The organism is Adlercreutzia muris, from assembly GCF_008831045.1.
Taxonomy (GTDB): domain Bacteria; phylum Actinomycetota; class Coriobacteriia; order Coriobacteriales; family Eggerthellaceae; genus Adlercreutzia; species Adlercreutzia muris.
The window spans coordinates 29713-56267 of sequence record NZ_WAJS01000019.1 but is presented as its reverse complement, the minus strand read 5'-3'; the positions used below and the strand labels follow the sequence as shown (position 1 = coordinate 56267).

General features: G+C 67.4%; 18 protein-coding genes. All 18 read left to right on the top strand.

The features are described from left to right. A partial coding sequence (locus tag F8D48_RS07235; protein ID WP_151430805.1) for an LPXTG cell wall anchor domain-containing protein occupies nt 1-318 on the top strand: 318 nt, incomplete at its 5' end. Nucleotides 319-479: 161 nt separating this feature from the next. Continuing rightward, entirely contained in the window at nt 480-2267 is a 1788-nt protein-coding gene (locus tag F8D48_RS07230) for an AAA family ATPase (RefSeq protein ID WP_170272769.1), read from the top strand. Nucleotides 2268-2485: 218 nt separating this feature from the next. Continuing rightward, the gene (locus F8D48_RS07225; RefSeq protein ID WP_151430801.1) at nt 2486-7201 is read left to right on the top strand and encodes a C-type lectin-like domain-containing protein; all 4716 of its coding nucleotides are present in this window, start codon (nt 2486-2488) and stop codon (nt 7199-7201) included. 102 nt (nt 7202-7303) lie between these two features. Further along, a complete protein-coding gene (locus F8D48_RS07220; protein WP_236650775.1) occupies nt 7304-8134 on the top strand; it encodes an AzlC family ABC transporter permease in 831 nt (276 codons plus the stop codon). Continuing rightward, nucleotides 8131-8460, top strand: a complete 330-nt coding sequence (locus F8D48_RS07215) for an AzlD domain-containing protein (protein ID WP_151430799.1) — start codon at nt 8131-8133, stop codon at nt 8458-8460. Before F8D48_RS07220 ends, F8D48_RS07215 begins: the two co-directional genes overlap by 4 nt. Before the next feature lie 8 nt (nt 8461-8468). Beyond that, on the top strand, nt 8469-10538 hold the full coding sequence (locus tag F8D48_RS11970; RefSeq protein WP_240806269.1) for an ABC transporter ATP-binding protein: 2070 nt from the start codon (nt 8469-8471) through the stop codon (nt 10536-10538). Further along, a complete protein-coding gene (locus F8D48_RS07205; RefSeq protein ID WP_151430796.1) occupies nt 10535-12406 on the top strand; it encodes an ABC transporter ATP-binding protein in 1872 nt (623 codons plus the stop codon). The genes F8D48_RS11970 and F8D48_RS07205 overlap by 4 nt, the downstream gene beginning before the upstream one ends. A 137-nt stretch (nt 12407-12543) precedes the next feature. Next, nucleotides 12544-13356, top strand: a complete 813-nt coding sequence (locus F8D48_RS07200; RefSeq protein ID WP_151430794.1) for an HAD family hydrolase — start codon at nt 12544-12546, stop codon at nt 13354-13356. A 95-nt stretch (nt 13357-13451) separates the two neighbouring features. Continuing rightward, the gene (locus F8D48_RS07195) at nt 13452-14906 is read left to right on the top strand and encodes a ribonucleotide reductase subunit alpha (RefSeq protein WP_151430792.1); all 1455 of its coding nucleotides are present in this window, start codon (nt 13452-13454) and stop codon (nt 14904-14906) included. Nucleotides 14907-14929: 23 nt separating this feature from the next. Then, on the top strand, nt 14930-15814 hold the full coding sequence (locus F8D48_RS07190; RefSeq protein ID WP_330857530.1) for an HhH-GPD family protein: 885 nt from the start codon (nt 14930-14932) through the stop codon (nt 15812-15814). A gap of 10 nt (nt 15815-15824) precedes the next feature. Continuing rightward, entirely contained in the window at nt 15825-16445 is a 621-nt protein-coding gene (locus tag F8D48_RS07185) for a manganese efflux pump MntP (protein ID WP_151430790.1), read from the top strand. A 241-nt stretch (nt 16446-16686) separates the two neighbouring features. Beyond that, nucleotides 16687-17535 carry a prephenate dehydratase gene (gene pheA / locus F8D48_RS07175; protein ID WP_135969989.1) on the top strand — a complete coding sequence of 283 codons (849 nt, stop codon included), beginning with the start codon at nt 16687-16689 and terminating at the stop codon, nt 17533-17535. A 273-nt stretch (nt 17536-17808) separates the two neighbouring features. Then, nucleotides 17809-19086: a hydrogenase small subunit gene (locus F8D48_RS07170; protein WP_151430788.1), complete on the top strand. Its 1278-nt coding sequence runs from the start codon at nt 17809-17811 to the stop codon at nt 19084-19086. Between the two features lie 18 nt (nt 19087-19104). Next, on the top strand, nt 19105-20778 hold the full coding sequence (locus F8D48_RS07165; RefSeq protein WP_151430786.1) for a nickel-dependent hydrogenase large subunit: 1674 nt from the start codon (nt 19105-19107) through the stop codon (nt 20776-20778). A 1-nt stretch (nt 20779) separates the two neighbouring features. Then, nucleotides 20780-21466 (top strand): cytochrome b/b6 domain-containing protein, encoded by a 687-nt coding sequence (locus F8D48_RS07160; protein WP_135969986.1) that lies wholly within the window; start codon nt 20780-20782, stop codon nt 21464-21466. 314 nt (nt 21467-21780) lie between these two features. Next, nucleotides 21781-23151: a YhgE/Pip domain-containing protein gene (locus F8D48_RS11965; protein WP_240806268.1), complete on the top strand. Its 1371-nt coding sequence runs from the start codon at nt 21781-21783 to the stop codon at nt 23149-23151. Then, complete coding sequence (locus F8D48_RS11960; RefSeq protein WP_338073116.1) at nt 23081-24358, top strand: YhgE/Pip family protein; 1278 nt, start codon at nt 23081-23083, stop codon at nt 24356-24358. Before F8D48_RS11965 ends, F8D48_RS11960 begins: the two co-directional genes overlap by 71 nt. Further along, nucleotides 24351-26543 carry a YhgE/Pip domain-containing protein gene (locus F8D48_RS07150; protein WP_151430784.1) on the top strand — a complete coding sequence of 731 codons (2193 nt, stop codon included), beginning with the start codon at nt 24351-24353 and terminating at the stop codon, nt 26541-26543. Before F8D48_RS11960 ends, F8D48_RS07150 begins: the two co-directional genes overlap by 8 nt. The last annotated feature ends 12 nt before the right edge of the window (nt 26544-26555 follow it).

Below are 26555 nucleotides of genomic sequence, written 5' to 3'. Positions count from 1 at the left end.
GCCCCCGGCGAGCCCTTCAGCCCCTCCGGGGGCTGGGACGCGTTCCTGGAGGGCCACCCCGGCGTGGACAACGCCGACGCGCCCGCCTACGCCCCGGGCACCGACGCCAAAGGCGGCGTTAGGCCCGCCGATGCGTCTGACCCCGGCGCCGGCGAGGGCGACTCCAAGACCCGCATCAAGCTGGCGCAGACCGGCGACGATATGCTGGCTGCCGGCCTCGGCCTGGCCCTGGCCGCCGCGGCCGCGCTCGCCGTTCTCGTAGTGGTGGCGATGCGCCGCCGACGCGAGCGCCGGCGGCGGCACACCGGCCAATGGTAGGGGAAAGGCTCCGATAACTTGCGGTCGGCGCGAGCATCTCGCCGCCGCGGATGGTCGATCACAGATCGCCTCTGCATCCTGCGAGAAGAGCCGCCCTGGGCGGCTCTTCTTGGCGTATAATCACCTCCATAGGACGGCGGAGCGCGGAAAGGCGGTGCAGCGTGAGCGATCAAGGAGGCGGCGAGCGCTTCTGCGGCGTATACCACAAGGGAGCTGTGCGCATTTCCGATCTATCAGGCCGAAAGATGCTGCCCATCGGCGACGACCTGTTCGTCACCACCATTGAGAACTCCGTGTTCATAGACAAGAGCATGCTCATCGCCGATGTCGTGGACAGCGGCTATAAAGCCACGCTGTTCTGCCGGCCCCGCCGCTTCGGCAAGTCCCTCAACCTGTCCATGCTCCAGCGCTTCTTCGAGATTCCCTCTCCCGAGGACGCGGCGGCATCGAACACCGCTCCCTTGTTCGAGGGGCTCGCCATCTGGGATGCGGAGGGCGGCCGCTACCGCGAGCACCATGGGGCCTATCCCCTCATCCACTTCTCGTTCAACGATACGAAGAAGGAATCGTGGCCCGATGTGCTCGGCGCCCTGGCCGATAAGGTGGCCGCCGAATACGCCCGCCACGGCTACCTCCTTCAGAGCGACGAACTCCTGCCGGTGGAGAAGGAGGCCTACGGGGAGATCATGGCGGGTCGCTTCGGCCCCGGCGAGCTGGGCTCGTCGCTTCTGCGGCTGTCGCGCATGCTGTTCAAGCATCACCGCAAGCGCGTGGTCGTGCTCGTGGACGAGTACGATGTCCCGGTCATGGGCGGCCGCACCAAGGGCTACTACGACGAAGCCGTCTCCTTCATGAAGGGCTGGCTCACCGGAGCTTTCAAGGGCAACGACGCTCTGGCCTTCGCCGTTATGACGGGGGTGCAGCGCATCAGCAAGGAATCTATCTTCTCCGACTTGAACAACCTGGTGGTGAATACCGCACTGAACCTGCGCTCCGATGAGCGCTTCGGGTTCACCGACGAAGAGGTGGAGGCCCTGGCCGAGTACTTGGGCCGCGAATCGTCCATGGAGGAGGTGCGCCGCTGGTACGACGGCTATCGTTTCGGCAGCGTGGATATCTACAACCCCTGGAGCGTGCTGAACTATTTTGAGAACCACTGTATGGCCGACGTGTACTGGGGAAATACCTCGGGCAACGCCGTGCTGGGCGATATGGTGGGCACTGCCGACGACCGAACCCTGGAGAAGCTCTACCGGCTGCTGGAAAACGGCGGCTCCGTGAGCGAGCCTTTGGATACCGGCGTGGTCTTTCCCGATGGTGCAACGCCGGAGCCGGTGCTGTGGAGCATGCTGTATCTGGCCGGTTGCTTGACCACAGACGACATTGAATCGCCGAACAATCGCAGCGTCTCTCGGGCCCTGCGCATACCCAATTTGGAAATTGCCCAGTTGTTCCGTGGCGAAATCGTCGATCGGTTCGCCCGGGTGGCCGGCGGGGGAGATCGGCTCGAAGCGTTCCATCGCGCCCTTGCGGCCGGAGAGGGCGATAAGGTGACCGAAGAGCTGGGCTCCGTGTTGTTGCAGGGCCCCAGCTATTTCGATCTCACCAGCGAGAACAGCTACCTCATGCTCATGCTGGGGCTGTTGTTCGGCATGGCCGGCTACCGTGATCCGCTCTCGAATCGCGAGGCGGGGCGCGGGCGCTACGATATCTGCCTCAACCCCCTCGATCCCGACAGGCTGCCGGTTATCGTCATGGAGCTGAAGGTCATGCGGGCCCAGCTCGGTTCGTCCCTGGCGGATTCCCTGGCCGAGGCTGCCCTCGCCCAGATCGAAGACCGCGCCTATGACTGCGCGGCCAACGCCGGTGAGGCCGGCATTGTGCGCTACGCCCTCGTGTTCAGCGGAAAAGACGTGGCCGCGGCAACGGCGCGGCGAGCTGCCCGGTAAAGTCGCCGGTTTTCCCGGCGTGCCGGGAGCTCCCACACGTTCCGCTGCCAGCCGAACGATCGCGCAAGGGGCTCTATGCGCTTTTCAGCGCCCCCGGTTGTCCTTCGGCAGTTGATTTTCCAACGGATTAGTGACAATATGAAAGGCTACCGACGGCACGTCGATCAGCGGAGAAGGATGCGGGGGCTCGCTCCCCGCCAGAGATAAGGACGGTTCTGATGGAGCGCGCATTCGAACAGAGCTTGAAGCTGGCCCTGGCCTTCGCTTTGGCCGCGACCATGGCCATGCCCCTCACGGGGGGGGGTGCTACTGTTGAGTGCGCGTGGGCCGATGAGCCTGTGGCTCAGGCGGCCGATACGGTCAAGCTGACCATCAAGGCCGGTGCGGCCACGCCCGTGGAGGGACAGGCCAACACCTACCACTTCCCCGACCTGAAGGTGAGCACCGAACCGGCCGACGCGAAGTTCCAGAGCATTACCGTGCAGTTCACCACGGGCATCGCTTCTGGCGACGACATCTATTACAACTCCAAGCACGAGAAGAACAACAACGAGACCCTGCCCGCCGGGTTCGAGCGCATGGGCAAAACGGGCAACTGGTCGGTCAACTACAAGACCAACGGCGGCGCCACGGCCGAGCAGTGGGAGGAATTCCTGCGCGATTATCTGACCTTGAGTCTGGCCGACGCCACCAACACCAAGGGCCTGCGCCTGGTGGCGAGCCTCGCGCCCGTGACTACCATTCGCGATTACAATTCCCTGAACGGGCATTATTACGAGGTGGGGCCGGTGGTAGGCTCCTGGTACGCGGCCCTGACTGCCGCGGAGACCCATACCTACATGGGCATGAGGGGCTATCTGGTTACGGTGACAAGCCGTGCGGAGCAGGATTTCGTGTTCTCACTCGTGCATACCGACACTTGGATCAGCGGCACGACTGACGATACCTATACGCGCAAGGGGAACGCTTGGGCTCAGAACTATCGGCTTCAGAATGCCGACGTGCCCACGCGATGGGCCACGAGCCAAACATTTATGGGAGCGGGAAACTTCTGCTCCTACTATTGGGTTGCCGGTCCCGAGGCCGGATTGAAGATGGGCGAGGCGGCAACGGGGTCGCGATGGAAGAAAGCGATCAATCCGGAGACCCAGGAAGAGATGTTCATGTTCTGGTCCAATGGTCAGCCCGATCAGGCTGGCAACGAGGAGAAGTATATGCAGCTGGCCGTCAAGCTGGGCACGAGCCAGACCGAGGGGCAATGGAACGATTTGGCCATGAGCACCTACCAGCTCCCTTACATCATCGAGTACGGCGGCATGCCCGATGACGCTGACCCTGACGATGACCAGGCCGGGGCCGACGTGTCGCTGGACGTGTACGTGAAGGTGGACATCATCGTAGACCCCACCGGCCGCACCATCACCACCGAGGCGGACGACATTCAGGTGGGTGACCCGCTGGCCGTGCAGGAGAACGTGAACGGCGATACCCACGTGAAGACCCACATCGTGAAGGACGGCGCCATCGTCGATGAGAAGGATGCCGAGGTCGAGCGCACCTACTGGATCAAGGATCCCGGCTCGGAGGGAGCCGACGCCAAGGGCTGGCGGCCCTTGCGCCCCGAAGAGATGAACGAGAAGGGCGAGCCCATCCACGCTGGCTCCTACAAGGTGGAGTCCAAGAGCGTCTATAGCGTTACCGAGGACGGTACGACGGTGCAGGATTACGTGACCGGCGAGGCCACCTTCACCATCAAGCCCCGGGCCGTGGACGTGACGAAGCCGGCCCAGGCCCCGGACGATCCCGCGGCCCCCGATGCTACCCAGGATACCGAGGTCACCGACCCCGAGACGGGGGAGACGGTGACCGTGGCCGGGCGCGGTTGGTCGAAGGTCTATGATGGGACGCCCTATCTGGAGGGCGGCAACGTGTCCATGGCCGATGGCCTGGTCGGGAGCGCCTCGGCGTGGCTCTCCTTCGAGCGGGCCGAATTCGTCGCCAAGGACTCCGGCAGTCGGGATCTGGTGCTGCACGGTGTGAAGGTGAAGGGCCCCCAGGCGGCCGACTACCGCATCGCAGGGCTGGCTGCCGACGGCACCCTCACGGTCCAGGGCTCTATCGTGCCCCGCGACCTGGCCATTGCCACTCGCTGGTTCCCCACGGCGGGCACCGATCCCGTCTCGTGGGTGAAAAACGTGCCCCTGGCCGACCCCGCTGCCCCGGGTGCCCCCGTGGGCCGCTACAGCGATCTGGCCGCCTTCGACAGTGCGGCCGCCACCGACAGCGCCGACGACGGCGAGCACACCTGGCCTGTGGCGTGGCCTGCCTCTATGCTCGCTCCGGGCGATGACCCTGCTGTCGTGCTCGGCGCCCCCACCTTCTCTGCCGCCACGGCCGGCGGCTTGGCCCTGAACGCTGTGCGGCCCCAGCTGGGCACCTACGAGCTTCGGGCCACCTTCCCCGAGGTTTCCGAGGTCGGGGGCGTGCTGCTCACTGCCGATGGCAATTATCGCGTGACTCTGAAGCCGGCCGAGCTCGCCGTGACCGAGCGCATCGTAGTGGATCTCACCGAGGACGATCCCATCGACATCGTGCGCCCTGTGGAGCCGCCCAAGCCCGTGCCGACTCCGGTGACCAAGGACGACCTGGTCGACCTTGTCGAGGACAAGTTCGGACCCGATTCCAATGCCCCGGACGACAAGCGCATTCCCGAGGGGGTCGACCCGGTGGTCACTATCACCAAAGACGGCCTGCCCGTCGACGAGATCGATCCCTCCGAGCCAGGTAACTACGAGATCACCGTGACCTACCCGAGCCCCGATGGCACCGACTACGTGGCCGATATCGATTACGTGGTGGAGGAGAAGCCCGCACCTGCCCCAGCCCCGGGCCTGTTCACGGTGAGCACGCGGCTCGCTGGCGCCACCGAGGGAGCGACCATCACCCCCAGCCAGACCCTGACTGCCGGCTCTACGGCCACCATCACGTGGGCTGCCGGCCCCGATTGCTACGTGGCCTCGGTAAAGGTGGACGGCCGCCTGGTGGACGCTGCCGGTGCCCGTCAGGTGTTCGAGAAAATCGCCGCCAACCACGAGGTGGTGGTCACGCTGGCTCGCAACCCCATCATCGAGGGCAGCTCCACGGGCGGCTTCTACACGGTGACCGTGAACCGCTACGGGGCGGGGGCGGAGGTGAGCCCGAGCGCGGTGCTCTCCGCCGGGGCCGACGGACGCGCTACCTGGAAGGCCGTCGAGGGCTACCGCATCGCGGCGGTGTGGGTGGACGGCAAGGAACTGTCCGCTGCGGCCGTGGCCGCGGGCACCGTTGACTTCGCGAAGATCGCGGCCAATCATGTGGTGGACGTGTACACCGAGCGGGCCGACGGCGCGCCGGCGCTGAACCCCGATGACCACCGGGTGACCACCCAGATCAAGGGCGGCCCGGGCACTATCACCGGCAGCGGCACGGTGACCGCCGGCGGCGAGTACCACGTGGCTTGGCAGCCGGTCATCCAGACCGTGCCCGATGTGTCCGATCCCTCCTACGCCGTCTACGAGGTGGCGAAGGTGGAGGTGAACGGCGAGGAGGCCGCCGGTACCGACGAGCGCGAGCTGGAGCTCTCCAACATCAAGGAGGACAAGGCCGTCGTGGTCACCCTGCGGCCCGTGGTCTTCGACGTGGCCGTGCTCGCCTACGGGCCGGGGGCCGCTTCCGATTCCCGCACCCTGTTCAAGGGCCAGGGCTACGTTGACATTTCCGGCACTCCCGACGGGGGCGCCCATATCTCCTATATCGAGGTGGACGGCCTGCCCGTCTTCGACGAGCGCGTGCCCGCCGGCGCCCTGGCCACGGTGGCGGCCCTCTCCGATGCCGCCGCGGTTCTGAGCGGTACCGTGGGCGCCGCGGTGGGCTCGGCGGCCGACAGCGAAGCCGATGGGGTGGCGAGCCCCTTCGCCCTCGGGCCCGAGAAGGCTTGGGCCGATGAGGGCCCGTCGGAAGCCGTCGCCCTGGCGGCCGCGGCCGAGCCGGTGTTCCCCGCGCCGACCATCGAGCGGCGCCAGGCCGACGGGGCGGGACTCGACATGGGCATCGGCGGCATCGACCGCGACCACGTGGTGAAGGTGTACTTCGCTAAGGACGGCGAGCAGGCCAACCCCGACACAGTGAAGGACGTCGTGGACGTCACCGGCGGCGTGGAGGGCGGCCCGGGCTCGATCACCATCGGCGACGGCACCGGCTTCGTCGATCCCGACGAGGACCAGACCATCACCTGGAAGATCCCCGAGGGCTACGAGCCCACCGAGATCGTCGTGGGCGACCAGCACTTCCCCGTGCCGCCCGGCGCCACCGAGGTGGTCATCCCCGGAGGCACCCTTAAGCCCGGCGACCATGTGTCCCTCGTGGTGGAGAAGCGGGAGCCCGGCGACGAGACCGTGCCCTCGCGCACGCCCCGCCCCCAGGCTTCCGAGCAGCTGCGGGTGGAGACGTCCCTTATCGGCGGCGCGGGCACCATCACCGGCGGCTCGTCGGTGGACCGCGGCGGCAGCTACACCGTGGAATGGGCGCCCGCCCCCGGCTACCGGGTGGTGAAGGTCATCATCGACGGCGGCGAGCGCCCCGACCTGCTCGGCGCGGGCTCGTTCACCTTCGAGGACATCGGCGAGAACCACGCCATTCAAATCGTGCTGGAGCCCATTCCCGGCGCCGTTCCCGATGATTCGGCAAATCCCGACGATGGCTCGGGAAGCGGTTCGGCAAATGACGGCGATAGCGGCCCTGGTGGCGACGGGGACGATGACGCTACCAAGATCCGCCTCAAGCTGGCCCAGACCGGCGACGAGGGAACTGCGACGGCTGCCGCGGCCCTCCTCGCGGCCCTGACGGCCGCCGGCGCGGCCTGGATCGCCCGGCGATATGCGAAAATCGGGAGATAGCACCAACGAGCTTATCGGATGCTTCTTGAGAATTCCCAGGTAACACTGCAATTCCTGCCGCGGCGCAATTTCCCGATTTTCACGGGGCGAAGGTTGGCTATAATGGGCGTCATGTTTTCTCGCGAGCACATACTGTCGGCCTTCTCCGCGGCCGCTCCCATCATGCTGGGCTACGTGGCCATCGGCCTGCCCTGCGGCATCCTGTCCAACACCATCGGCCTGAACCCCTTGCAGGTGTTTCTGCTGTGCGCCCTGCTGTACTCGGGCGCCGGCCAGTTCATGATCTGCAACATGTTCCTGGCCGGGTCGTCGGTCGCCTCCATCACCGCCAGCGTGTCGCTGGTGAACACGCGCCAGATGCTCTACGCGGCCTCCTTCGCCCCCACCTGCGAGAAGACCCCGCGCTGGCTGGCGGCCCTGTTCGCCGCCTCGGTGACCGACGAGTCCTACGGCGTGAACACCCAGCACTTCGCCGAGGGGAACTGGTCGGTGGACCGGGCCCTCATGGTGAACCTGTTCTCCCAGAGCTCGTGGACCATCTCCAACGTCGTCGGCTGCGCCGTGGGGGCGGCGGTGGCCATTCCGGTGAATATCGCCGCCTTCGCCATGACGGCCATCTTCATCTGCCTGTTGGTCACCCAGAAGTTCACCTCCGCAAATATCATCGCCATGGCCGTGGCGGCCCTCGGCGTGTACGTGTGCAAGGCGGCCGGCCTCACGGGCCCGGCCATTCTCATCGGCGCCGTGGCCGGGGTGGTGTGCGCCATGGTCTTCGCCCTCACTGTGGGGAAGCGCGGCGCGACGACTGCGAATGCCCCGGCGGCCGTGGGCGCAGCAGCGGAGGGCGCCCGGTCCGCTGACGTGGCGGCGGAAGTCCCCTCGACCGAGGCCGTTCCGATGGAAGATGCCGCGGGGGAAGGGGAGCGCCGATGAGTTGGGATCAGTTCTGGGTCGTGCTCGTCGGGTGCGTGCTGGCCATGTGGGCCTGCCGCGTCATCCCGTTGTTCCTGTTGAAGGGCAAGGCCCTGCCCGAGAATCTGGAACGGGCGCTCGGCTTCATCCCTCCAGCGGCCTTCGCGGCCCTGGTGGCCAACGATCTCTTGAATCCCGGCATGTTCGATGCCGGCATCTGGCCGGCGGCCATTCCGCTCGTGGCGGCCATCGCCTGCGCCCTCGTGGCGGCCAAGACCAAGTCGCTGCTGTGGACGGCCGTGGCCGGCGTGGGGGTTTACGCCGCCCTGGCCTTCTTCGCAGTATAGGCGCGATTGTGGGCGTGATCCGCTTTCTCGGGCAGCACAAGGGGGCCGTGGCCCTCGTGATGCTGCTGCTCGCGGCCAAGGCGGCCTGCGATTTGGCCTTGCCGGTGTTCACATCCCAGATCGTGGACGTGGGCATCGCCCAGTCCGGCGTGGAAGATGTGGCCGAGCTGGAGCATCTGCGGGCGGCCGGGGTCGATCTCCTGCCGCGGCAGATGGCCTATCTGGGGCAGCTGGGGCTGCTTATGCTGGGGGTGGCCGCCGCGGCCATGGTCTTGGACGCGGCCGTTTCCCTCGTGGCCTCCCGCACCGGCGCCGCCATCGGTCGCGATGTGCGTCGACGGCTGTTCTCCCAAGTCGTGGCCTTCTCGGAGGGGGACATCAACCGTTTCTCGGCCGCCTCCCTCATCACCCGCGGCACCAACGACGTGGTGCTCATCCAGAACGTGTGCACCATGATACTGCGCATGGTGCTCTATGCTCCCATCCTCGCCATCGGTGGCGTGGTCATGGTGATGGCCACCAATCCCCAGATGGGATGGATTGTCGTGGTGGCCGTGGCGGCGGTGTTCGCGGTCATCGCCGTGCTGTTTCACTTCACGCTGCCCCGATTTAAGATGATGCAGAAGCTCATCGACCGGGTGAACCTCGTGGCCCGCGAGATGCTCACGGGGCTCTCGGTGGTGCGCGCCTTCAACCGCGACGGCTACGAGGAGGAGCGCTTCGACGAGGCTTCGGCCCGGCTCATGCGCACCCAGCTGTTCACCAACCGCGCCATGGCCGCCATGATGCCCGCCATGATGCTCGTCATGAATCTCACCTCCGTGGCCATCGTGTGGTTCGGTGCCGGGGCCGTGGGGGCCGGCACCCTTCAGACCGGCGACCTCATCGCCTTCATCACCTACGCCATGGTCATTATCATGGGCTGCCTCATGATGGGCATGATCTCCATCATGCTGCCCCGGGCCGACGTGGCCGCGGCCCGCGTGCGCGAGGTGCTGGAAACCGAGCCCTCGGTGCACGATCGGGAACGGGCGCGGGGGAGTGCCGACGGGGCTCCCGCCGGGACGGGAGCGGGACAGGGCGGCGGCCTCGCGGCGAAGGGGGAGCGGCTGCGGGCGGTTTCGCCCGTTGGCGCAACGGCGCAGGGCGCCGATCTGGAAGGGGGCGCCGCCACGCCTTCGCCCCTAGAAGCCGGCGGCGCGCGCATCGCCTTCGAAGGGGTGTCCTTCCGCTATGAGGACGGCAGCGAGCCGGTGCTCGAGGGCGTGTCGTTCACGGTGGAGCCGGGCGCTACGCTGGCCATCGTGGGATCCACGGGATCGGGGAAGTCCACCGTGTTGAAGCTCATCGAGCGCTTCTTCGACGTGAGCGCCGGGACCGTGACCGTGGACGGCATCGACGTGCGCCGGTGGCCCCAGGACGCGCTGCGGGCCTGCTTGGGCTACGTGCCCCAGAAGGCCTTTCTGTTCGAGGGCACCGTGGCCACTAACATCGCCTACGGGGATCCGAACGCCAACGAGGCGGCCATCCGGGCCGCCCTGGCTGCGGCCGAGGCCCTGGCCTTCGTGGAGGAGCGCGAGGAGGGTCTGGAGGCCCCCGTCGCCCAGGGCGGCGCCAACGTCTCCGGCGGCCAGCGCCAGCGTCTGGCCATGGCCCGGGCCCTCGTGCGGCGCCCGCGGGCCTATCTGTTCGACGACTCCTTCTCGGCCCTCGACTACGCCACCGATGCCCGGGTGCGCTCGGCTCTGACCGCCTACGCCGCCGGCGCCACGAAGATCATCGTGGCCCAGCGCATCTCCACGGTGCTCGGCGCCGACTGCATCGTGGTGCTCGAGGAGGGCCGTGTGGTCGGCCGCGGCACCCATGGCGAGCTCATGGCCGCGTGCCCGGCCTACCGCGAGATCGCCCTCTCCCAGCTCTCCGAGGCCGAGCTCGCCGCCGTCGGGATCGCCCCCGACATTCTCGCCGCAACCGTGGCGCCCGACCCATCGGCCCCTTCCGCAGCCGTCGCCGCGTCGCAGGCCGATTCCCCCTCAGCCGTCCCAGATGCCTCGTGCCGGGAAGGGGGTGCGCGATGAGCGGCCATCCCGGTTTCGTGCCCCGTCCCGGACGGGGTCCCGGTCGCGGCCATGGGCCGGCCGGGCGCATGATGGGCGGCGAGAAGCCCCTGAACCTCAAGGCCACCCTGCGCCGCATGCTCTCCTTCATGGGGCAGTTCAAGGGCCGTCTCGCCCTCGTGCTCCTGTTCGCCGTCGGATCCACCGTGTTCTCCATCGTGGGGCCCAAGGTGCTCTCCGAGGCCACCACCGTGCTCTTCGACGGCACCGTGGCCGCGGCGGCGGGTACCGGTTCCATCGACTACGCCGCCATCGGCCGCATCCTGACGGTCACGCTCGGGCTCTACCTGGCCTCGGCCGGATGCGCCTGGGTGCAATCGTGGATCATGAGCTACGTCTCCCAGCAGACCTGCTACCGCCTGCGCGATGCCATCGCCCGCAAGATCGAGCGCGTGCCCTTCGGCTACTTCGAGAAGAACTCCACCGGCGACACCCTCTCGCGCATCACCAACGACGTGGACACCCTGGGCCAGAGCCTGAACCAGGGAATCACCCAGCTCATCACCTCCTCGGTCACCGTGGTGGGCGTGCTGGCCATGATGCTGTCCATCAATGTAGCCATGACTCTGGTGGCCCTGGTCATGATTCCCGTGTCCATGGCCCTCGTTGTGGTCGTGGTGCGCCTGTCCCAGAAGCACTTTGTGGCCCAGCAGCGGCTGCTCGGGGCCTTGAACGGTCAGGTGGAGGAAACGTTCTCGGGCCATGCCGTGGTGAAGGCCTTCGGGCGCGAGGGGGCCACGGTGGAGGCCTACGAGCGGGACAACGAGGCCCTCTACGACGCCGGCTGGAAGGCCCAGTTCCTCTCGGGCCTCATGATGCCCGTGCTCGGCTTCGTGGGGAATTTGGGCTATGTGGCCGTGGCCGTGTCCGGAGCCTTCTTCGCCGTGGCGGGGGCCATCACCGTCGGCGATATCCAGGCCTTCATCCAGTACGTGAAGAATTTCACCCAGCCCATCACCCAGCTGGCCCAGGTGTCCAACGTGCTGCAATCCCTGGCCGCGGCCGCCGAGCGCATCTTCGCCTTCCTCGATCTGCCCGAGATGGACGAGGGCCCCTCGTCGGTGCTCGCCGCCGACCTGGCCAGCGATGTGGAGTTCGACCGCGTGCGCTTCGGCTACAGCCCCGATGCCCCGGTCATCCGCGACTTCTCGGCCCGGGCCGCCGCCGGGCGCACCGTGGCCATCGTGGGGCCGACGGGGGCGGGCAAGACCACCATGGTAAAGCTGCTCATGCGCTTCTATGATGTGGACGGGGGCGCCATCCGCATCGGGGGCACCGACATCCGGGATATGAGCCGCGCTGAGGTGCGGTCGCTGTTCGCCATGGTGCTCCAGGACACGTGGCTGTTCTCCGGCACCATCCGCGAGAACATCCGCTACGGGCGGTTGGACGCCACCGATGAGGAGGTGGAGGCCGCAGCCCGAGAGGCTTGCGCCGACCACTTCATCCGCACCCTGCCCGGCGGCTACGACTTCGCCATCAACGAGGACGGCACCAACGTCTCCGCGGGCCAGCGCCAGCTGCTCACCATTGCCCGGGCGCTTCTGGCCGACCGCCGCATGCTCATTCTGGACGAGGCCACCTCCTCGGTGGACACCCGCACCGAGCTGCGCATCCAGCAGGCCATGGATCGGCTCATGGAGGGCCGCACCTCTTTCGTCATCGCGCACCGGCTGTCTACCATCCGCCGCGCCGACCTCATCCTCGTCATGCGGGACGGCGACATCGCCGAGCAGGGAACCCATGAGGAGCTCCTGGCGGCCGGCGGCTTCTACGCCGATCTGTACGACTCCCAGTTCGCCGCCTGCAACGACCGCTTCGAGGATTGAGCGGGCCACGGTTGCGGAAAGGTAAAGGTTCTCTGTTGTTGCGCGGTCCCCGGTGCGGGGCGGCTTCCCATTGGCTATGATAGGCGTTCCGAATAAAGCCGACCGTCGCCGATTCGCCGAAGGAACGTCGAAATATTATGTCCATAGCGTCGCATTCCCCTGGAGTCCCCGTGAGTGAGGATGCCTGCGGGTCGTCCGCCCACCTGCCCGACGGCGTCTGCCGTGTGGCTGCGGGGGCCCTTGGGGCCACCCGCCTCATGGAGGGCGCGCCGACAACCGGTTCCGGCCGCGTGCTCGTGGCCGCCTTCGATTTCGACGGCACCTGCATCCGCGGCAACTCCCCGGTGCTCCTCGTGCGCCATCTAGCCCGCAAGCGCATGCTCGCCCCCTCGGTAGTGGCCCGCATCCTCGGTTGGGCTGCTTGCTACAAGGCGCGCCTGCCCCAGAACGAGAGCTGGGTGCGGGGGCTTGTGTTCCGCGCCTTCGCCGGCCGTCCCGTCGGCGAGGTGAACCGGTTCCTCTACGACTTCTACGATCGCTTCATCGATGAGCGCTTTCGCGCCGATGCCGAGGCGACCATGCGGGCCCACGAGGCCGAGGGCCATGCCGTGGTCTGCGTGTCGGCCACCTTCGAGCCCATCGTGGCCGCGGCCATGGAGCACCATCCTATCCAGTACGCCATTGCCACCCGCATGAAGGTGGACGAGGGGGGCCGCTACACCGACGAGGTGGCGGGGCTGCCCATCGAGGGCCCCGAGAAGGTAGCGGTGCTGAGCCGGTTCTGCGACGAGCAGTTCGGCGCGGGGAGCTGGGAGCTGGGCTGGGCCTACGGCGACCACCACTCCGACCGGTCGCTTTTGGCCGCCGCCCGCCATGCTTGCGCGGTCACGCCAGATCGCCCCCTCACGCGCACGGCTAACGCCGAGGGCTACGATATTCTCGATTGGTGATAAATGCCCCTAGGCAAGCGCACTTTTGTTCGATAAAATAGCGTCGACACACGATTCCGGGCCCAAGGGCCCGCAGCTTATGAGAGGTAGCAGCCATGTTTGAGAGAGACGAAGCGAACCCGCCTGCGTCCGGCGATCCGTCCGGCGCCCCGTCCGACTATCTGGCCCGGGCCGTGGCCGCCTGCGAGGCGGGCGACGCTCGGCTGGGCCTGCACCTGTACCTGGCCGCCTTCGAGCAGGCCTCGGAGGCGAGCGAGGTACCCTCGGAGGATGCCATCATGGGCCTCAAGCAGGCCTGGCGCGTGGCCTGCGCCACCAAGGAGCGCTCTTTGGCCGAGTACATCTTCGGGCGGCTCGAGCCCTATCTGTCCCATGACGAGGTGGCGGCCTGCACGTCCCAGCTCCAGGGTCTGGCTTTCGACCGCCTGGAGGAATTCGGCATCTCCCGCGACGACCTCGAGGAGATGTCCGAGGCTATCTCCCAGGATGTCATGGGCCTCATGGCCGCCCCGCCGCTCATCATCGGCGGCCCGGCGGCTCCGGCGGTGGCCCTGGCCGCCCCGCCTTCCTCGGAGCGGGACGTCCTCGAGCAGCCCGGGCCGCCTGTCGGTGCGCCCGAGGGCGGCGCCGAGCCCCAGCCGGTGGACATCTACACCTACGATACCGTGCCCGGCTACGGGGCCGTAGTGGAGCGCATGCGCTCCCTCGGCATCGGTCTGGCCGGCGACGCTTCCTTCGGCGAGTTCGTCGCCATGCTGAACGCCCGCCACGGTTTCGACGCCATGCCCATGGTGGACACCCTGCTGTTCTGCTCGCCGGCCCGGGAGGATGCGAGCCGCTTCATGATGGCCACCGTGGGCGAGCTGGGCCTGCCTGCCGTGCGCATGCGCATGGAGGAGAGCTTCCAGGGAGTGCCCATGCTCTGCGTGAGCGCCCAGGCCGCCGATGCCGACAAGCTGGCCGGGCTGCGCCGGGGCTTCGAGGGCGGCGGCGTGCTTGTGCTGGAGGATCTGGACCTGTGGGGCTCGCCTTTGTCCGAGGCCGCCGACGACATGGCCGGGCTTCTCATGGCCGCCATGTCCCGGGGAGCCCGCGAGGCGGTGAACCTCATCCGCCAGGCCGTGGAGAACCCCGACGTCTACGTGCTGGCCTCCGCCTCCTCGGCCGAGGCGGTGGATCCGTTCTTCCTTGACATGCTCTATCCCATCTCCTGCATCGATATCGACTATCCCACCCCGGCCGAGCGCGACGATATCTGGATGGATCTGGCTCGCAGCCACCCCTCCCTACGGGCCCTCAACCGCGACGAGCTGGTGCGCCTGTCGGCGAACCTGCCGCGCTACGATATCTACATGGCCGTGCGCGAGGCGCTGGAGGAGGCCTACAAGCAGGGTCTGGTGGAGCGCCGCTACCAGCCGGTCACCCGCGACAACCTCTTCGACAAGCTAGCCGCCTATCAGCCGCTGGACTCAGCGGAGTACGCCGAGCTGGAGAACGCCGTCATCTCGGACTTCGCCGCCGGCCTGGGCGAGCTGGAGGACCTGCTGTAACCGGCGGGAGGGAAGGGCGCGCAGTGGGGAAGATCGTAGAGCCGGCCTGGCCCGCGGGGGTCGAGCCGGTGGAGGCCTTCGCGGAGCGGATGCTCGCCCGCGGCGACGAGCTGTACCGTGCGCTGCCCTGGCGCCATATCGATGACCCCTACGCCGTGCTCGTGTCCGAGATCATGCTCCAGCAGACCCAGGTGGCTCGCGTGGGCCGCTTCTGGGAGCGGTTCCTCGCGGCGTTTCCCACGGTGGACGCCCTGGCCGCCGCAGCCGTGCCCGATGTGCTGGAGCTGTGGCAGGGGCTCGGCTACAACCGCCGCGCCCTGGCCCTGAAGCGCACGGCGGACCAGTGCGCCGCAGAAGGGGAGGGGCGGCTGCCCGACACCTATGAGGGGCTGCTGGCCCTGCCCGGCATCGGGCCGGCTACGGCCGCCGGGGTCATGGCCTTCGCCCATCAGGTGCCCGGGGTGTACGTGGAGACCAACGTGCGGGCCGTCTTCCTCCACGAACTGTTCCCCGACCGTGACGGAGTGTCCGACCGGGAGTTGGCGCCAACCGTGGCCGCCGCGGCCTTATGCGGGCCGGCTGCCGCCGATCCGCGCCGCTGGTACTACGGGCTGCTCGACTACGGGGCGCACCTCAAGGCCACGGGCGTGAATCCGACGCGCCGCTCCGCTTCCTACAGCCGCCAGTCCGCTTTCGAGGGATCGCGCCGCCAGAAGCGGGCCTGGATCGTGCGCCGGGTGCTGGCCGCCCCCGAGGGCAGCGAGGCCCCATGCGTGCTCGCCGAGCTCTCCGCCGCCGAGGCGGGCGCCGGGCGCCCGGCCGTGGATGAGGCGCTGTTCGCCTCTATCGTGGACGATCTGGTGGCCGAGGGCTTCTTCCGCCGCGAGGGCGCCCTCCTTATTCCCTGAAGGAGCTGCTGTGGGTATCATCGAACTGATTCTGACCGGCGTGGGGCTGTCCATGGACGCCTTCGCCGTGGCCGTGTGCAAAGGCCTTGGCATGCGGCGCATCCAGTGGGGCCAGGCCGTGGTCATCGCCCTGTTCTTCGGGGGTTTCCAGGCCCTCATGCCCCTTGTCGGATGGGCCGTGGGCAGCATGTTCTCCTCTTACATCACGGCGGTGGACCACTGGATCGCCTTCGGGCTTCTGGCTCTCATCGGTGCCAAGATGCTCTGGGACGCCTTCCATGAAGAGGGCTCTGACGCCCGCACCTGCAACCGCCAGTGCGCTACCTGCGCACGGCGCGGCACGGCGGCCTGCTCCGATGCTTTGGTGCCCCTGGATTTCCGGGAGCTCACCATGCTGGCCGTGGCCACCTCCATCGACGCTCTGGCCGTGGGCGTCACCTTCGCCTTCCTCGGGGTGAACATCGCCCTTGCCGTCGTCCTCATCGGCGTCACCACCTTCGCTCTGTCCCTCGCCGGCGTCGTCATCGGCAACCAGTTCGGCTCCCGCTTCGAGAAGCCGGCCGCCATCGCCGGCGGCATCGTCCTCATCCTGCTCGGCTGTAAGATCCTCTGCGAGCACCTCGCCGGCTAAGCCGCGCCGTCGAAGGGCCCTCGTCCCGCTCCGCTACCGGGCCGCCCCCCCCCTCGCGCCCCGCCGCGTCGCCGGCCCGTGCCGCTGCCTGAGGAGGGGGGGCGCTGTGGCCGCTCATCGCCGAAAAGGCCCGCATCCCGGCCGCCGCCGCCCGAGGGGAGCCCCGTGCGGGGCGCAGCGGCGGCGAAAGCGTTTATCATGGACGGCGATCTATTGGCATCCTGACAGACAAGGCTCGACCATGCTCTTCGACGACTCCATCGCCTTCCTCGGCCCGGCCGGCACCTACAGCAACGAGGCGGCCCTGCGCTTCGCCGCCCGCCTCGGCATCGCCGAGCCGCATCTGGTGGAGTGCACCTCCTTCGACGAGGTGTTCGACTGTGTGGACGGCGGCGTCACCCGCTTCGGCGTCGTGGGCAAGGAGAACTCGCTCGAGGGCCCGGTCACGGCCACCCTGGACAACTTCGCCTTCCGCACCGACGCGGTCATCTTGGCCGAGGAGGTCATCAATGTGAGCCACTGTCTGGTGGCGCATCCCGAGGCCGATCTGGATGCCATCGTGCGCGTGGCCTCGCACCCCCAGGGCATCGCCCAGTGCCGCCGCTTCCTGGCCACCGAGCTGCCCGGCCGGACCACCCTGGCCGTGTCCTCCACGGCCGAGAGCGCCCGTCTGGCCGCGGCCGACCCCACCTGTGCCGGCATTTCCAACGCCTTGGCCGCCGAGATCCACGGGGCCCGAGTGCTGCGCCGCGCCATCCAGGACAACCCGGAGAACCAGACCGCCTTCGCCCTGGTGGGCCGCCTCGCCGACGCCGAGCTGCTGACCGGCGAGCGGCATAAGACCTCCCTGGCCCTCTTCCTACGGGCCGACAAGCCCGGCGCCCTCCAGATGATCCTCTCGGAGTTCACCTACGCCGGCATCAACCTCACCATGCTGCAATCGCGCCCCACCAAGCGCCAGCTGGGCGATTACATGTTCTTCGTGGAACTGGCCGGCTCCATCCACGACATCGACGTGCAGACGGCCCTCGAGTGCCTGCGCCTGAAGCTGCGCGACGTGAAGGTGCTCGGCAGCTATCCCATCGAGTAGGGCGATCCCTCCATTTTCCTTGTTCACCGCCGCCGTTCCGGACCCCGGGTTGCATAAGGAGCCAGCTCTCGTTGCCAGCAGCGGTCGGAAAAATCTGCGAGCGGCGTGGGCTTTCACCTTCCTTGTTACCCGCGTGATACTGCGTAACATTTTCCAACCGTTGGTAGAATGTTTCGCAGCCATCGGTGCTTCGCGGAGTGAATAGGTCGCCAATAAGGATAATCTTAAGCCCGCATGTAAGCGAGACGAGAACACCTATAAGGAGGTGTACGCATGGAAAATCAGGCAACGATGTCAGAGTTCGACAGCATCCTTGCCTCGCGTGGCGTGTCCCGCCGCAGCTTCATGAAGCTGTGCGCCGGCATCGCCGCCGCCGCGGGCCTGTCCCCGCTGGCGGTCCCGCGCGTGGCGAGTGCGCTCGAGGAGTCTGTTATCGGCGCAACGTCCGGTGACCTCTACCCGGTCATCTGGATCGAGGGCGCGTCCTGCACGGGCTGCACGGAGTCCTTCGCCCAGGTGGAGACTCCCGACGTGGCTTCCGTGGTGCTCGACTTGATCTCCCTGAACTACTCGGAGACCCTGTCGGCCGCTGCCGGTCACTCCGTGGAGGAGGCCAAGGCCCAGACCATCAAGGCGGGCAACTACATCCTCATCTACGAGGGTGCCGTGCTGGAGGCCTTCGACGGCAACGCCCTGCGCGTGGCCGGCGAGGTCGGAACGGCCGCCCTGGTGGAGGCCGCCGAGAGCGCCAACGCCGTCGTGGCCGTGGGCTCCTGCGCCGTCAACGGCGGCTGGATGGCCGCGGCCCCCAACCCGGCCCAGGCCCTCGGCGTCCAGCAGTACCTGGAGAAGGTCGGCGTGGCCACTCCGGTCGTGAACGTGCCCGGCTGCCCGGTGAACCCCGAGTGGGTCATGTCGGTGCTGGTGGACGTCGTGGTCATGAAGGACATGGACCTGCTGCTGAACCGCCTGAACGACTTCAACATGCCGGGCGACCTGTTCGACCAGACCATCCACGACAACTGCGAGCGTCGCGGCCACTTCGAGAACGGCGAGTTCGTCTACGAGTTCGGTTCCGAGGAAGAGGCCCTGGGCTACTGCCTGTATCCCGTGGGCTGCAAGGGCCCCCAGACCCGCGCTCTGTGCGGCGTCACCCTGTGGAACAACCGCCGCAGCTGGTGCGTCCAGGCCGGCGCCCCCTGCGTGGGCTGCTGCGAGTCCAACCCGCACAACCCCGGCGACAACTGGGTCGAGGTGAACACCCCCTTCTACAAGCGCATGCGCGACCTGCGCATCGGCCCGCTGAACCTGCAACCGACCACCATCGCCGTGGCTGTCACGGGCCTGGTGGCGGCCGCCCTCGTGGTGCACGGCTTCGGCATGAAGGCTTCTGGCCGCATGGACGGCGGCGCGCCCTTCGAGAAGATCCGCAAGTGGGACGCCAAGCATCCCGACCGCGAGGTCGGCACCTACGCGGACCCGGTCAGCGGCGGCCCGGTCCTCGACGAGGAGCTCGTCCACAAGAACGCCGATCCCCGCAACAACGACTAGAGAAGGAGGTGAGCTGACTTGACACGTTCCGTTATCGATCCCATTACCCGCATCGAGGGCCATCTCCGCGTCGAGATGGAAGTGGAGAACGGCAAGGTTGCCGACGCCTGGGTTTCTGGCGGCTGCTTCCGCGGCATGGAGCTCGTTGTGCAGAACCGCACTCCCGAGGACGCCGCTCAGATCGTCGAGCGCATCTGCGGCGTGTGCCCCGTGTCCCACGCCCATGCGTCGTCCATCGCCGGCGACAAGGCCTACGGCATCACGATCTCGAACAACGCCCGCATCATCCGCAACCTGCTGGAGGGCGCGCAGTTCCTCCACAGCCATATCCTGTGGCTGTACAACCTGGCGGCTCTCGACTACGTCAACCCGCTGAACGCCCTTGAGGCCAACGTGGACGACGCCTACGGGCTCGCCCTGGAGAAGGGCCTGGCCCTGCACTCCGACCTGAACCAGCTCTACGATAAGCTGGGCGCCTTCGCCCAGAACGGGCAGCTGTCCATCTTCTCGGGCAACTGGTTCGAGGCTGACGGCGGCAAGGCCTACGTGGACGCCCCCGAGGCCAACCTGATCCTGACTTCCCATTACCTGGAGGCCCTGAAGATGCAGGCCCGCGCCTCCGAGATGGCGGCCCTCCTCGGCGGCAAGATGCCCCACGTGATGACCTCCATTCCCGGCGGCAACATGTGGGTGCCCACCGAGTCCAAGCTCGACGACCTTCTGGCCATGGCCATCGAGGTGCGCGACTGGGTGAACGACACCGTGCTGCCCGACACCCTCGTGCTGGCCGAGCTGTATCCCGAGGCCATGACCTTCGGCAAGGGCTGCGGCCGCTATATCGCCTGGGGCGTGTTCGAGGGCCAGGGGTGGCCCTACGGCGACGACTACATCGAGCAGATGAAGAACCGCTACCTGCCCATGGGCGTGCTGGACGAGAAGTTCGGCGTCACCGACGTGCAGGAGAACCTCATCCAGGAGTACATGGGTCATTCCTGGTACCAGGGCGACGACACCTACACTTCGCCCTACTTCACCACCGACCCGGACTTTACCGAGTACGATGTCAAGGATCGCTACACCTGGGTGAAGTGCCCCACCTACGACGGCAAGCCGATGGAGGCGGGCTCCATGTCCCGTATCTTCGCGGCCTACGTGCGCGGCGTGCCCTTCATCAAGGAGAACGTGGATGCGGTCCTGGGCCTGCTGGGCGCGAAACCGGGCGATCTGTCCGCCTTCCAGAACACGCTGGGCCGCACGGCCATCCGCCAGATCGAGACCATGTACGTGGCCGATCTCATGGTGGAGTGGGTCACCGAGCTGGCCGAGGCCATCAAGGGCGGCGATTCCGAGTACTTCCGCGCTCCCGAGCGCACCACCGGCGAGGGCTCCGGCTTCTGGGAGGCCCCGCGCGGCGCGCTGTACCACTCCGAGAAGGTGGTGGACGGCAAGATCGAGGGCTACCAGATCATCATCCCGTCCACGTGGAACCTGGCGCCCATCAACGCCAAGGGCGAGCACGGCCCGCTGGAGCAGGCGCTCATCGGAGTGCCCGTGGCCGACATCGAGATGCCCATCAACGCCCTGCGCACGGTCCACTCCTTCGACCCCTGCACCGCCTGCGCCGTGCACGTCACCGACCGCGCCACTGGCAAGCACTTCGAGACCGTCACCAGCCCTTGGGGGGTGAAGTAAGATGGCCCATCTCGCACACTACCGTGAGGCCCATCCGCTCGTGTTCGTCATCACCCACTGGATCAACCTGGTGGCCATGGTGATGCTGATCCTGACCGGCTTCCTCATCCACTTTCCCTTCCTGCCCTTCCTCATGGGCATCGCCCGCGGCTGCCACCTGTTCTTCGGCTTCGTGCTGTTCTTCAACTGCATTGCCCGCGTGATCATGGCCTTCTTCGTGAAGACCTCGCCCACGGGCGGCACGCGCCAGCAGGTGACCGACTACAAGACATGGCTGCCCCAGAAGGACAACCGCCATCAGGCCCTCGAGTGGATCAAGTACTACCTGTTCCTGAAGAAGGACCATCCGCTCGGCGCCAAGCTCGGCGTGCCGCAGAAGATTAGCTACCTGCTGATCCCGGTGCTCATTATCGTGATGTTCTGGACCGGCCTGTGCCTGTGGGGCGTGACCATGAACGTGCCCGTGTTCGCCGCGACGACGAACCTCGTGGGCGGTCTCATGTCCATGCGCATCATCCACTACTTCATGATGTACGTGTTCATCATCTTCATGTTCATCCACATCTACCTGGCGAACGTGGAGGGCTTCGAGCCCACCAAGCTCATGTTCATCCACAAGGAGCACGGTGGCCTGGTGTACGACCCCGACCTGCACAACATCGTGGGCGAGGACCACGACGTGCACTAGGGCGCACGACCGCAAGCACGCTTGGAAAGGGCGATCTCTTCGGAGGTCGCCCTTTCCTTTTGCGGCTCGCCTCGGTCGGAGACGGCGGGTATTCCGATTCGCTCGGCAGTCCTCGCTTTGGAGAACAGTCCACTGGACTGTTCTCGTCGCTGCGGAACTCGCTCGGTCGGAACACCCGCCGTCTCCTCTATGCTCTTTCGCGGTTGACTGTTGGTGCCAATCCGTCAACAAGGGTGAGCGTCCCCGTCAGGGTTGCGCTATGATGGGCGATACTGTTTTCGCCCCTCCCTGTCTTGCGGAAAGGAACGTCTTCCGTGCGCAACGTGTTGAAGATCCTGCGACGCGACTTGCTGCGCCTCGTTCGCACCCCGGCGGCCCTCGTGGTGGTCGTGGCCCTGCTCGTCCTGCCCTCGGTGTACACCTGGTACAACGTCATCGGCTTCTGGAACCCCTACGACAACACCGGCAACCTCACGGTCTGCGTGGTGAACCAGGACGCGGGGGGCTCCTCCGATCTGACGGGCGAGATGAACGTGGGCGACAAGATCGTCGATCAGCTGCACGAAAACACACAGCTGAAATGGGAGTTCACCGACTATGACAGCGCCATGGACCAGGTGCGCTCGGGCGAGGCCTACGCTGCCTTCGTCATCCCCGAGCAGTTCACCGCCGATCTGCTCACCCTGACCACGGGCGACTTCACCCAGCCGAAGCTGGAGTACTACGTGAACGAGAAGGCAGGTCCCGTCTCGCCCAAGATTACCGACACCGGCGCCACCACCTTGGACGAGACGGTGAACTCCACCTTCGTGTCCACGGTGACCGACGTGGCGGTGGGTGCCATCGACGAGGCTGTCGACGACTCCCGCGCCTCGGCCGACGAGACCCGCTCGCGGGCGGCCGAGAAGCTGTCGGCGGCCATCGGCGCGGTGGGGGATGCGCGCAGCACCCTCGCGAAGATCGGCGAGACCGCCAAGGGCGCCCAGGAGAAAGCCGACGCGGCCCGCGAGGCCCTCGGGCGCGCGGGCGAGGGGATTGATGCGGCCGGCGGAACCCTCGCCGAGCTCAAGGAGACCTCCGCGGGCCTGCAGCAGACCCTGGCCGACTTCTCGGCCTTCGCTGCCCCGGCCTTCGGCAAGAGCCTCACAGCCGCCACGGACGCCTCAGCGCGCGCCCTCGAGGACCGCTGCGGCGCTGCCCGAGGGGGCCGAGCGCGACGCGCTCGCGGCTTTGGCCGACACCCTCGACGAGCGCAGCGACGCGGCGGCCGACACCCTCTCCTCGCTGTCGGGCCTCGCCCAGCGCACCGAGGACACCTCGGGCGCCGTCGGCGACGCGGCCACCGCCCTCGACGATGCCGTGAGCGGGGCCACCGGCTCTGCGGGCTCCTACGCCGCGGGCCTGTTCGGCACCACGCTGCCGGCGGTCGACGACGCCTTGGAGGCGCTCTCCTCCACCGCCGCCGCCCTGGATGCGTCCCTGGGCGACCAGCGGCTGCTCGTAGAGCAGACCGGTCTTGTGATCGACCAGCTGGACGCCACCATGGACACGGCGCGCTCCACCGTCGAGCAGACCGACCAGCTCTTCGAGGGGATAGAGTCGGAGCTGGGCCTGGTGTACAACGACGTGCAGGCCTTCGGCGCCTCCGATGCCCTTGCGCGCCTGTTCGGGGCCGACGGTCTTAATGCCGAGAAGATCGCCGGCTTCATGGCCTCGCCCACCGAGGTGATCACCGAGTCGTTGTACCCCCTGAATGCCTACGGCAGCGCCATGGCCCCGCTGTTCATGAACCTCACCTTCTGGATCGGCGCCTTCATGCTGCTCGTCATCATGCGCCAGGAGGTCGACGGCGAGGGCATCGAGAACCTCACGCTCGGCCAGCGCTACTGGGGCCGCTTCCTCCTGCTCGCCGCCATGGCGGTGCTCCAGGCGGTCATCTGCTGCGCCGGCGTGCTCGCCATCGGGGTGCAGGCGGCCAGCGCCTTGGCGCTCTTCGCGGCGGCGGTGTGCGCGTCGCTCTCGTATTTGGCCATCATCTACGCCCTGTCGGTCACCCTCCAGCACATCGGGAAGGGCATCTGCATCATCCTCGTGTTCGCCCAAATTCCCGGGGCCACGGGCCTCTATCCCATCGAGATGACCTCCGGTTTCTTCCAGGCCATCTACCCGGCCTTCCCCTTCACCTACGGCATCGGCGCCATGCGCGAGGCCATCTGTGGCTTCTACGGCGCCCAGTACGCCGCCGACCTGGCCGTGCTCGCCCTGTTCTTCGTGGCCTTCACGGCCTTGGGGCTGCTCCTGCGGCCGCTCATGGCGAACGTGAACCGCATGGTGGCGCGCCAGGTGCGCGAGGGCGGCCTGTTCAACGGCGAGGACGTCGATATTCCCGTGCGCCCCTACCGCATCTCCCAGATCCTGCGGGCGCTCGCCGACAAGGACGCCTACGGGCGCGCCCTCAAGGAGCGCTACGCCCGCTTCTCGCGCTGGTATCCGCGGCTCATGAAGGGGGCCATCGTCGCCGGCATCGCGGTGCCGGTGGCCCTGGCGGTGGTGTTCGCGCTCACGCCGGCCGAGAAGGTGTGGCTGCTCACCGGCTGGCTTCTGTGGATGATCCTTTTGTTCGTGGCCCTCGTCGTCGTGGAGAGCCTGCGCTTCAGCTTCGAGCGCCAGATGAGACTCGAGTCCATGTCGGACGCGAGCCTGCTCGACCTGTACGACGCCTCGGTCACGGTGGCGAGCGCCGCCGATCTCGATGCCGGCGCGGGTACCCCGACCCGCGGGCGGGATGCGGCCGCGGCGGCCCCCAAGCGCGTCGCCGACGCGGACGGGGCCGGCGAGCGGCCGGCGCCGGAAGGGGATGCGGCCGCGAAGGGGGGTGAGGGCCGTGGATAACATCCTGCGCATCGCCCGGGCCGACTTCAATCGGCTCTCGGCCAACGTCATGTCCATCATCATCGCCGTGGGGCTCGTCGTCGTGCCGTCGCTGTTCGCCTGGTACAACATCATCGCCTGTTGGAACGTCTTCGACAACACGGGCAGCCTCACCGTGGCCGTGGCCAACACCGACGAGGGCTACAAGAGCGACCTGGTGCCCCTTCGGGTGAACGTAGGGGATCAGGTGGTCAGCGCCCTGAGGGCCAACGACCAGATCGACTGGGTGTTCACCGACGAGGAGGACGCCATCGACGGGGCGCGCTCGGGCCGCTACTACGCCGCCGTGGTCATCCCGCCGAGTTTCAGCCGCGACATGCTCACCTTCTACACCGCCGACGCCCAGCACGCCGACATCGTGTACTACACCAACGAGAAGAAGAGCGCCATCGCCCCGAAGATCACCGACAAGGGCGCCGATTCGGTGTCCTATCAGATCAACGCTGTGTTCGCCGAGACCCTCTCGGAGGTGTCCCTGTCCCTGGCGGAGTCGGTGTCCACCTTCGCCGATTCCGAGGACTGGGACGGCCGGATCGCGGAAGTGGCCGATCATGTGCGCGACATGGCCGGGGCCGTGGACGACACCGCCTCGGTGCTTTCGCTGTACAGCTCGCTCGCCCAGGCCTGCCAGAGCCTGGCCGACGACTCGGCCGCTCTCGCCCAGAAGGCCGCCTCCACCGTGGATGGCACGCTGGACGCGGCCACCTCCCAGGCCGGCGCGGTGCCGGCGACGGTGGACGCCCTCAAGGGCTCGGCCGCCCAGCTCTCCGATGCCCTCGAGCAGAGCGCCGCCGGCTTCGACGATGTGGAGGGGAAGGTGGACGCCCTGTTCGCCACCGCCTCCGAGGACGTGGGCGCAGCCGCCGCCGATCTGCGCGAGCATGCCGAGACCCTCGATGCCCAGACATCTCTCTACCGCCAGGCCGCCGACGCGCTTGCGGGCCTGGCCGGGCGCGTTCCCGAGGCGCTGCGCCCGAACCTGGAGGCCTTTGCGTCGCGGGTGGGGGCCGTGGCCGATATGTCCGCCTCCATGGCCGAGAGCCTGCGGGGCGCCGCGGACAAGCTGGAGTCGGGGGATGCGAATATCGCCGAGGAGCGCGACCAGGCGAGGGCCGACGCGGCGGCGGCCCGCGAGCAGATCCGGTCCATGCGCGACGACTACGCGGCCAACGTGGCCCCGGGTCTTGAGGAGCTGGCCGCCGGCGCGGGAGAGGCCGCCGAGCGCATGGGGGCCATCGTGGACGATCTGCGCGGCACGGGCGACGAGCTGGCCGGGGCTGCCGACTCGGCGTCCGAGGCCATGGACTCCACCTCCGAGAAGATCGCCGAGGTGGCAACCAAGCTCTCCGCAGCCGCCGAGGACCTGCGCACCATGGCCGCCGGCATCGACGAGGCCCTCGCCTCGGGCGATCGGGAGGCCCTGCGCGCCGTGCTCGGGTCGGACGTGGACGTGCTCTCCAGGGCCCTCGCCATGCCTGTGGGCCTCGAGCGCATCGCGGTGTTTCCCGTAGAGAACTTCGGCAGCGCCATGGCTCCGCTCTACACCACCCTCGCCCTGTTTATCGGCTCGCTGCTCATCCTCGTGGTGGTGCGCCCGAAGGTGTCGTCGGCCGAGGCGCGCACGGCGGGTCTTAAGGACGCGAAGCCCCGCCAGCTCTTCTTGGGGCGCTTTGCCGTCATGGGCGGCATCTCGCTGGCCCAGACCACCGTTATGGGCCTGGGCAACTGGCTGTTCCTCGGGGTGCAGGTGGCCGAGCCTGTCCTGTTCATGATCTGCTTCTGGGGCGCCGGCCTCGTGTTCACCTTCCTCATCTACGCGCTCGTGGCCGCCTTCGCCAACCTGGGGAAGGCCATCGCCGTGCTGCTGCTCATCGTGCAGGTGACCGGCTGTGGCGGCTCCTTCCCGCTCCAGCTTCTGCCCGGCTTCATCCAGGCCATCAGCCCGTGGTTGCCCGCCACCCACGTGGTGAACGCCATGCGCGCGGCCATGATGGGCCCCTACGGCAACGATTTCTGGGTGCAGATGGGCGAGCTAGCCCTTTTTCTCGTTCCCGCCGCCCTTCTGGGCCTCGTTCTGCGCAAGCCACTGGAAAAGTTCATGGAGTGGTACGTGGAGCAGGTAGAATCATCCAAGTTAGTTGGATGAGAAGGAGAAGCC

Coding starts and splice junctions, on each gene's coding strand:
- F8D48_RS07170 (WP_151430788.1), top strand. CDS start 17,809: ATGGAAAATCAGGCAACGATGTCAGAGTTCGACAGCATCCTTGCCTCG.
- F8D48_RS07215 (WP_151430799.1), top strand. CDS start 8,131: ATGAGTTGGGATCAGTTCTGGGTCGTGCTCGTCGGGTGCGTGCTGGCC.
- F8D48_RS07160 (WP_135969986.1), top strand. CDS start 20,780: ATGGCCCATCTCGCACACTACCGTGAGGCCCATCCGCTCGTGTTCGTC.
- F8D48_RS07205 (WP_151430796.1), top strand. CDS start 10,535: ATGAGCGGCCATCCCGGTTTCGTGCCCCGTCCCGGACGGGGTCCCGGT.
- F8D48_RS07200 (WP_151430794.1), top strand. CDS start 12,544: ATGTCCATAGCGTCGCATTCCCCTGGAGTCCCCGTGAGTGAGGATGCC.
- F8D48_RS07220 (WP_236650775.1), top strand. CDS start 7,304: ATGGGCGTCATGTTTTCTCGCGAGCACATACTGTCGGCCTTCTCCGCG.
- F8D48_RS07195 (WP_151430792.1), top strand. CDS start 13,452: ATGTTTGAGAGAGACGAAGCGAACCCGCCTGCGTCCGGCGATCCGTCC.
- pheA (WP_135969989.1), top strand. CDS start 16,687: ATGCTCTTCGACGACTCCATCGCCTTCCTCGGCCCGGCCGGCACCTAC.
- F8D48_RS07225 (WP_151430801.1), top strand. CDS start 2,486: ATGGAGCGCGCATTCGAACAGAGCTTGAAGCTGGCCCTGGCCTTCGCT.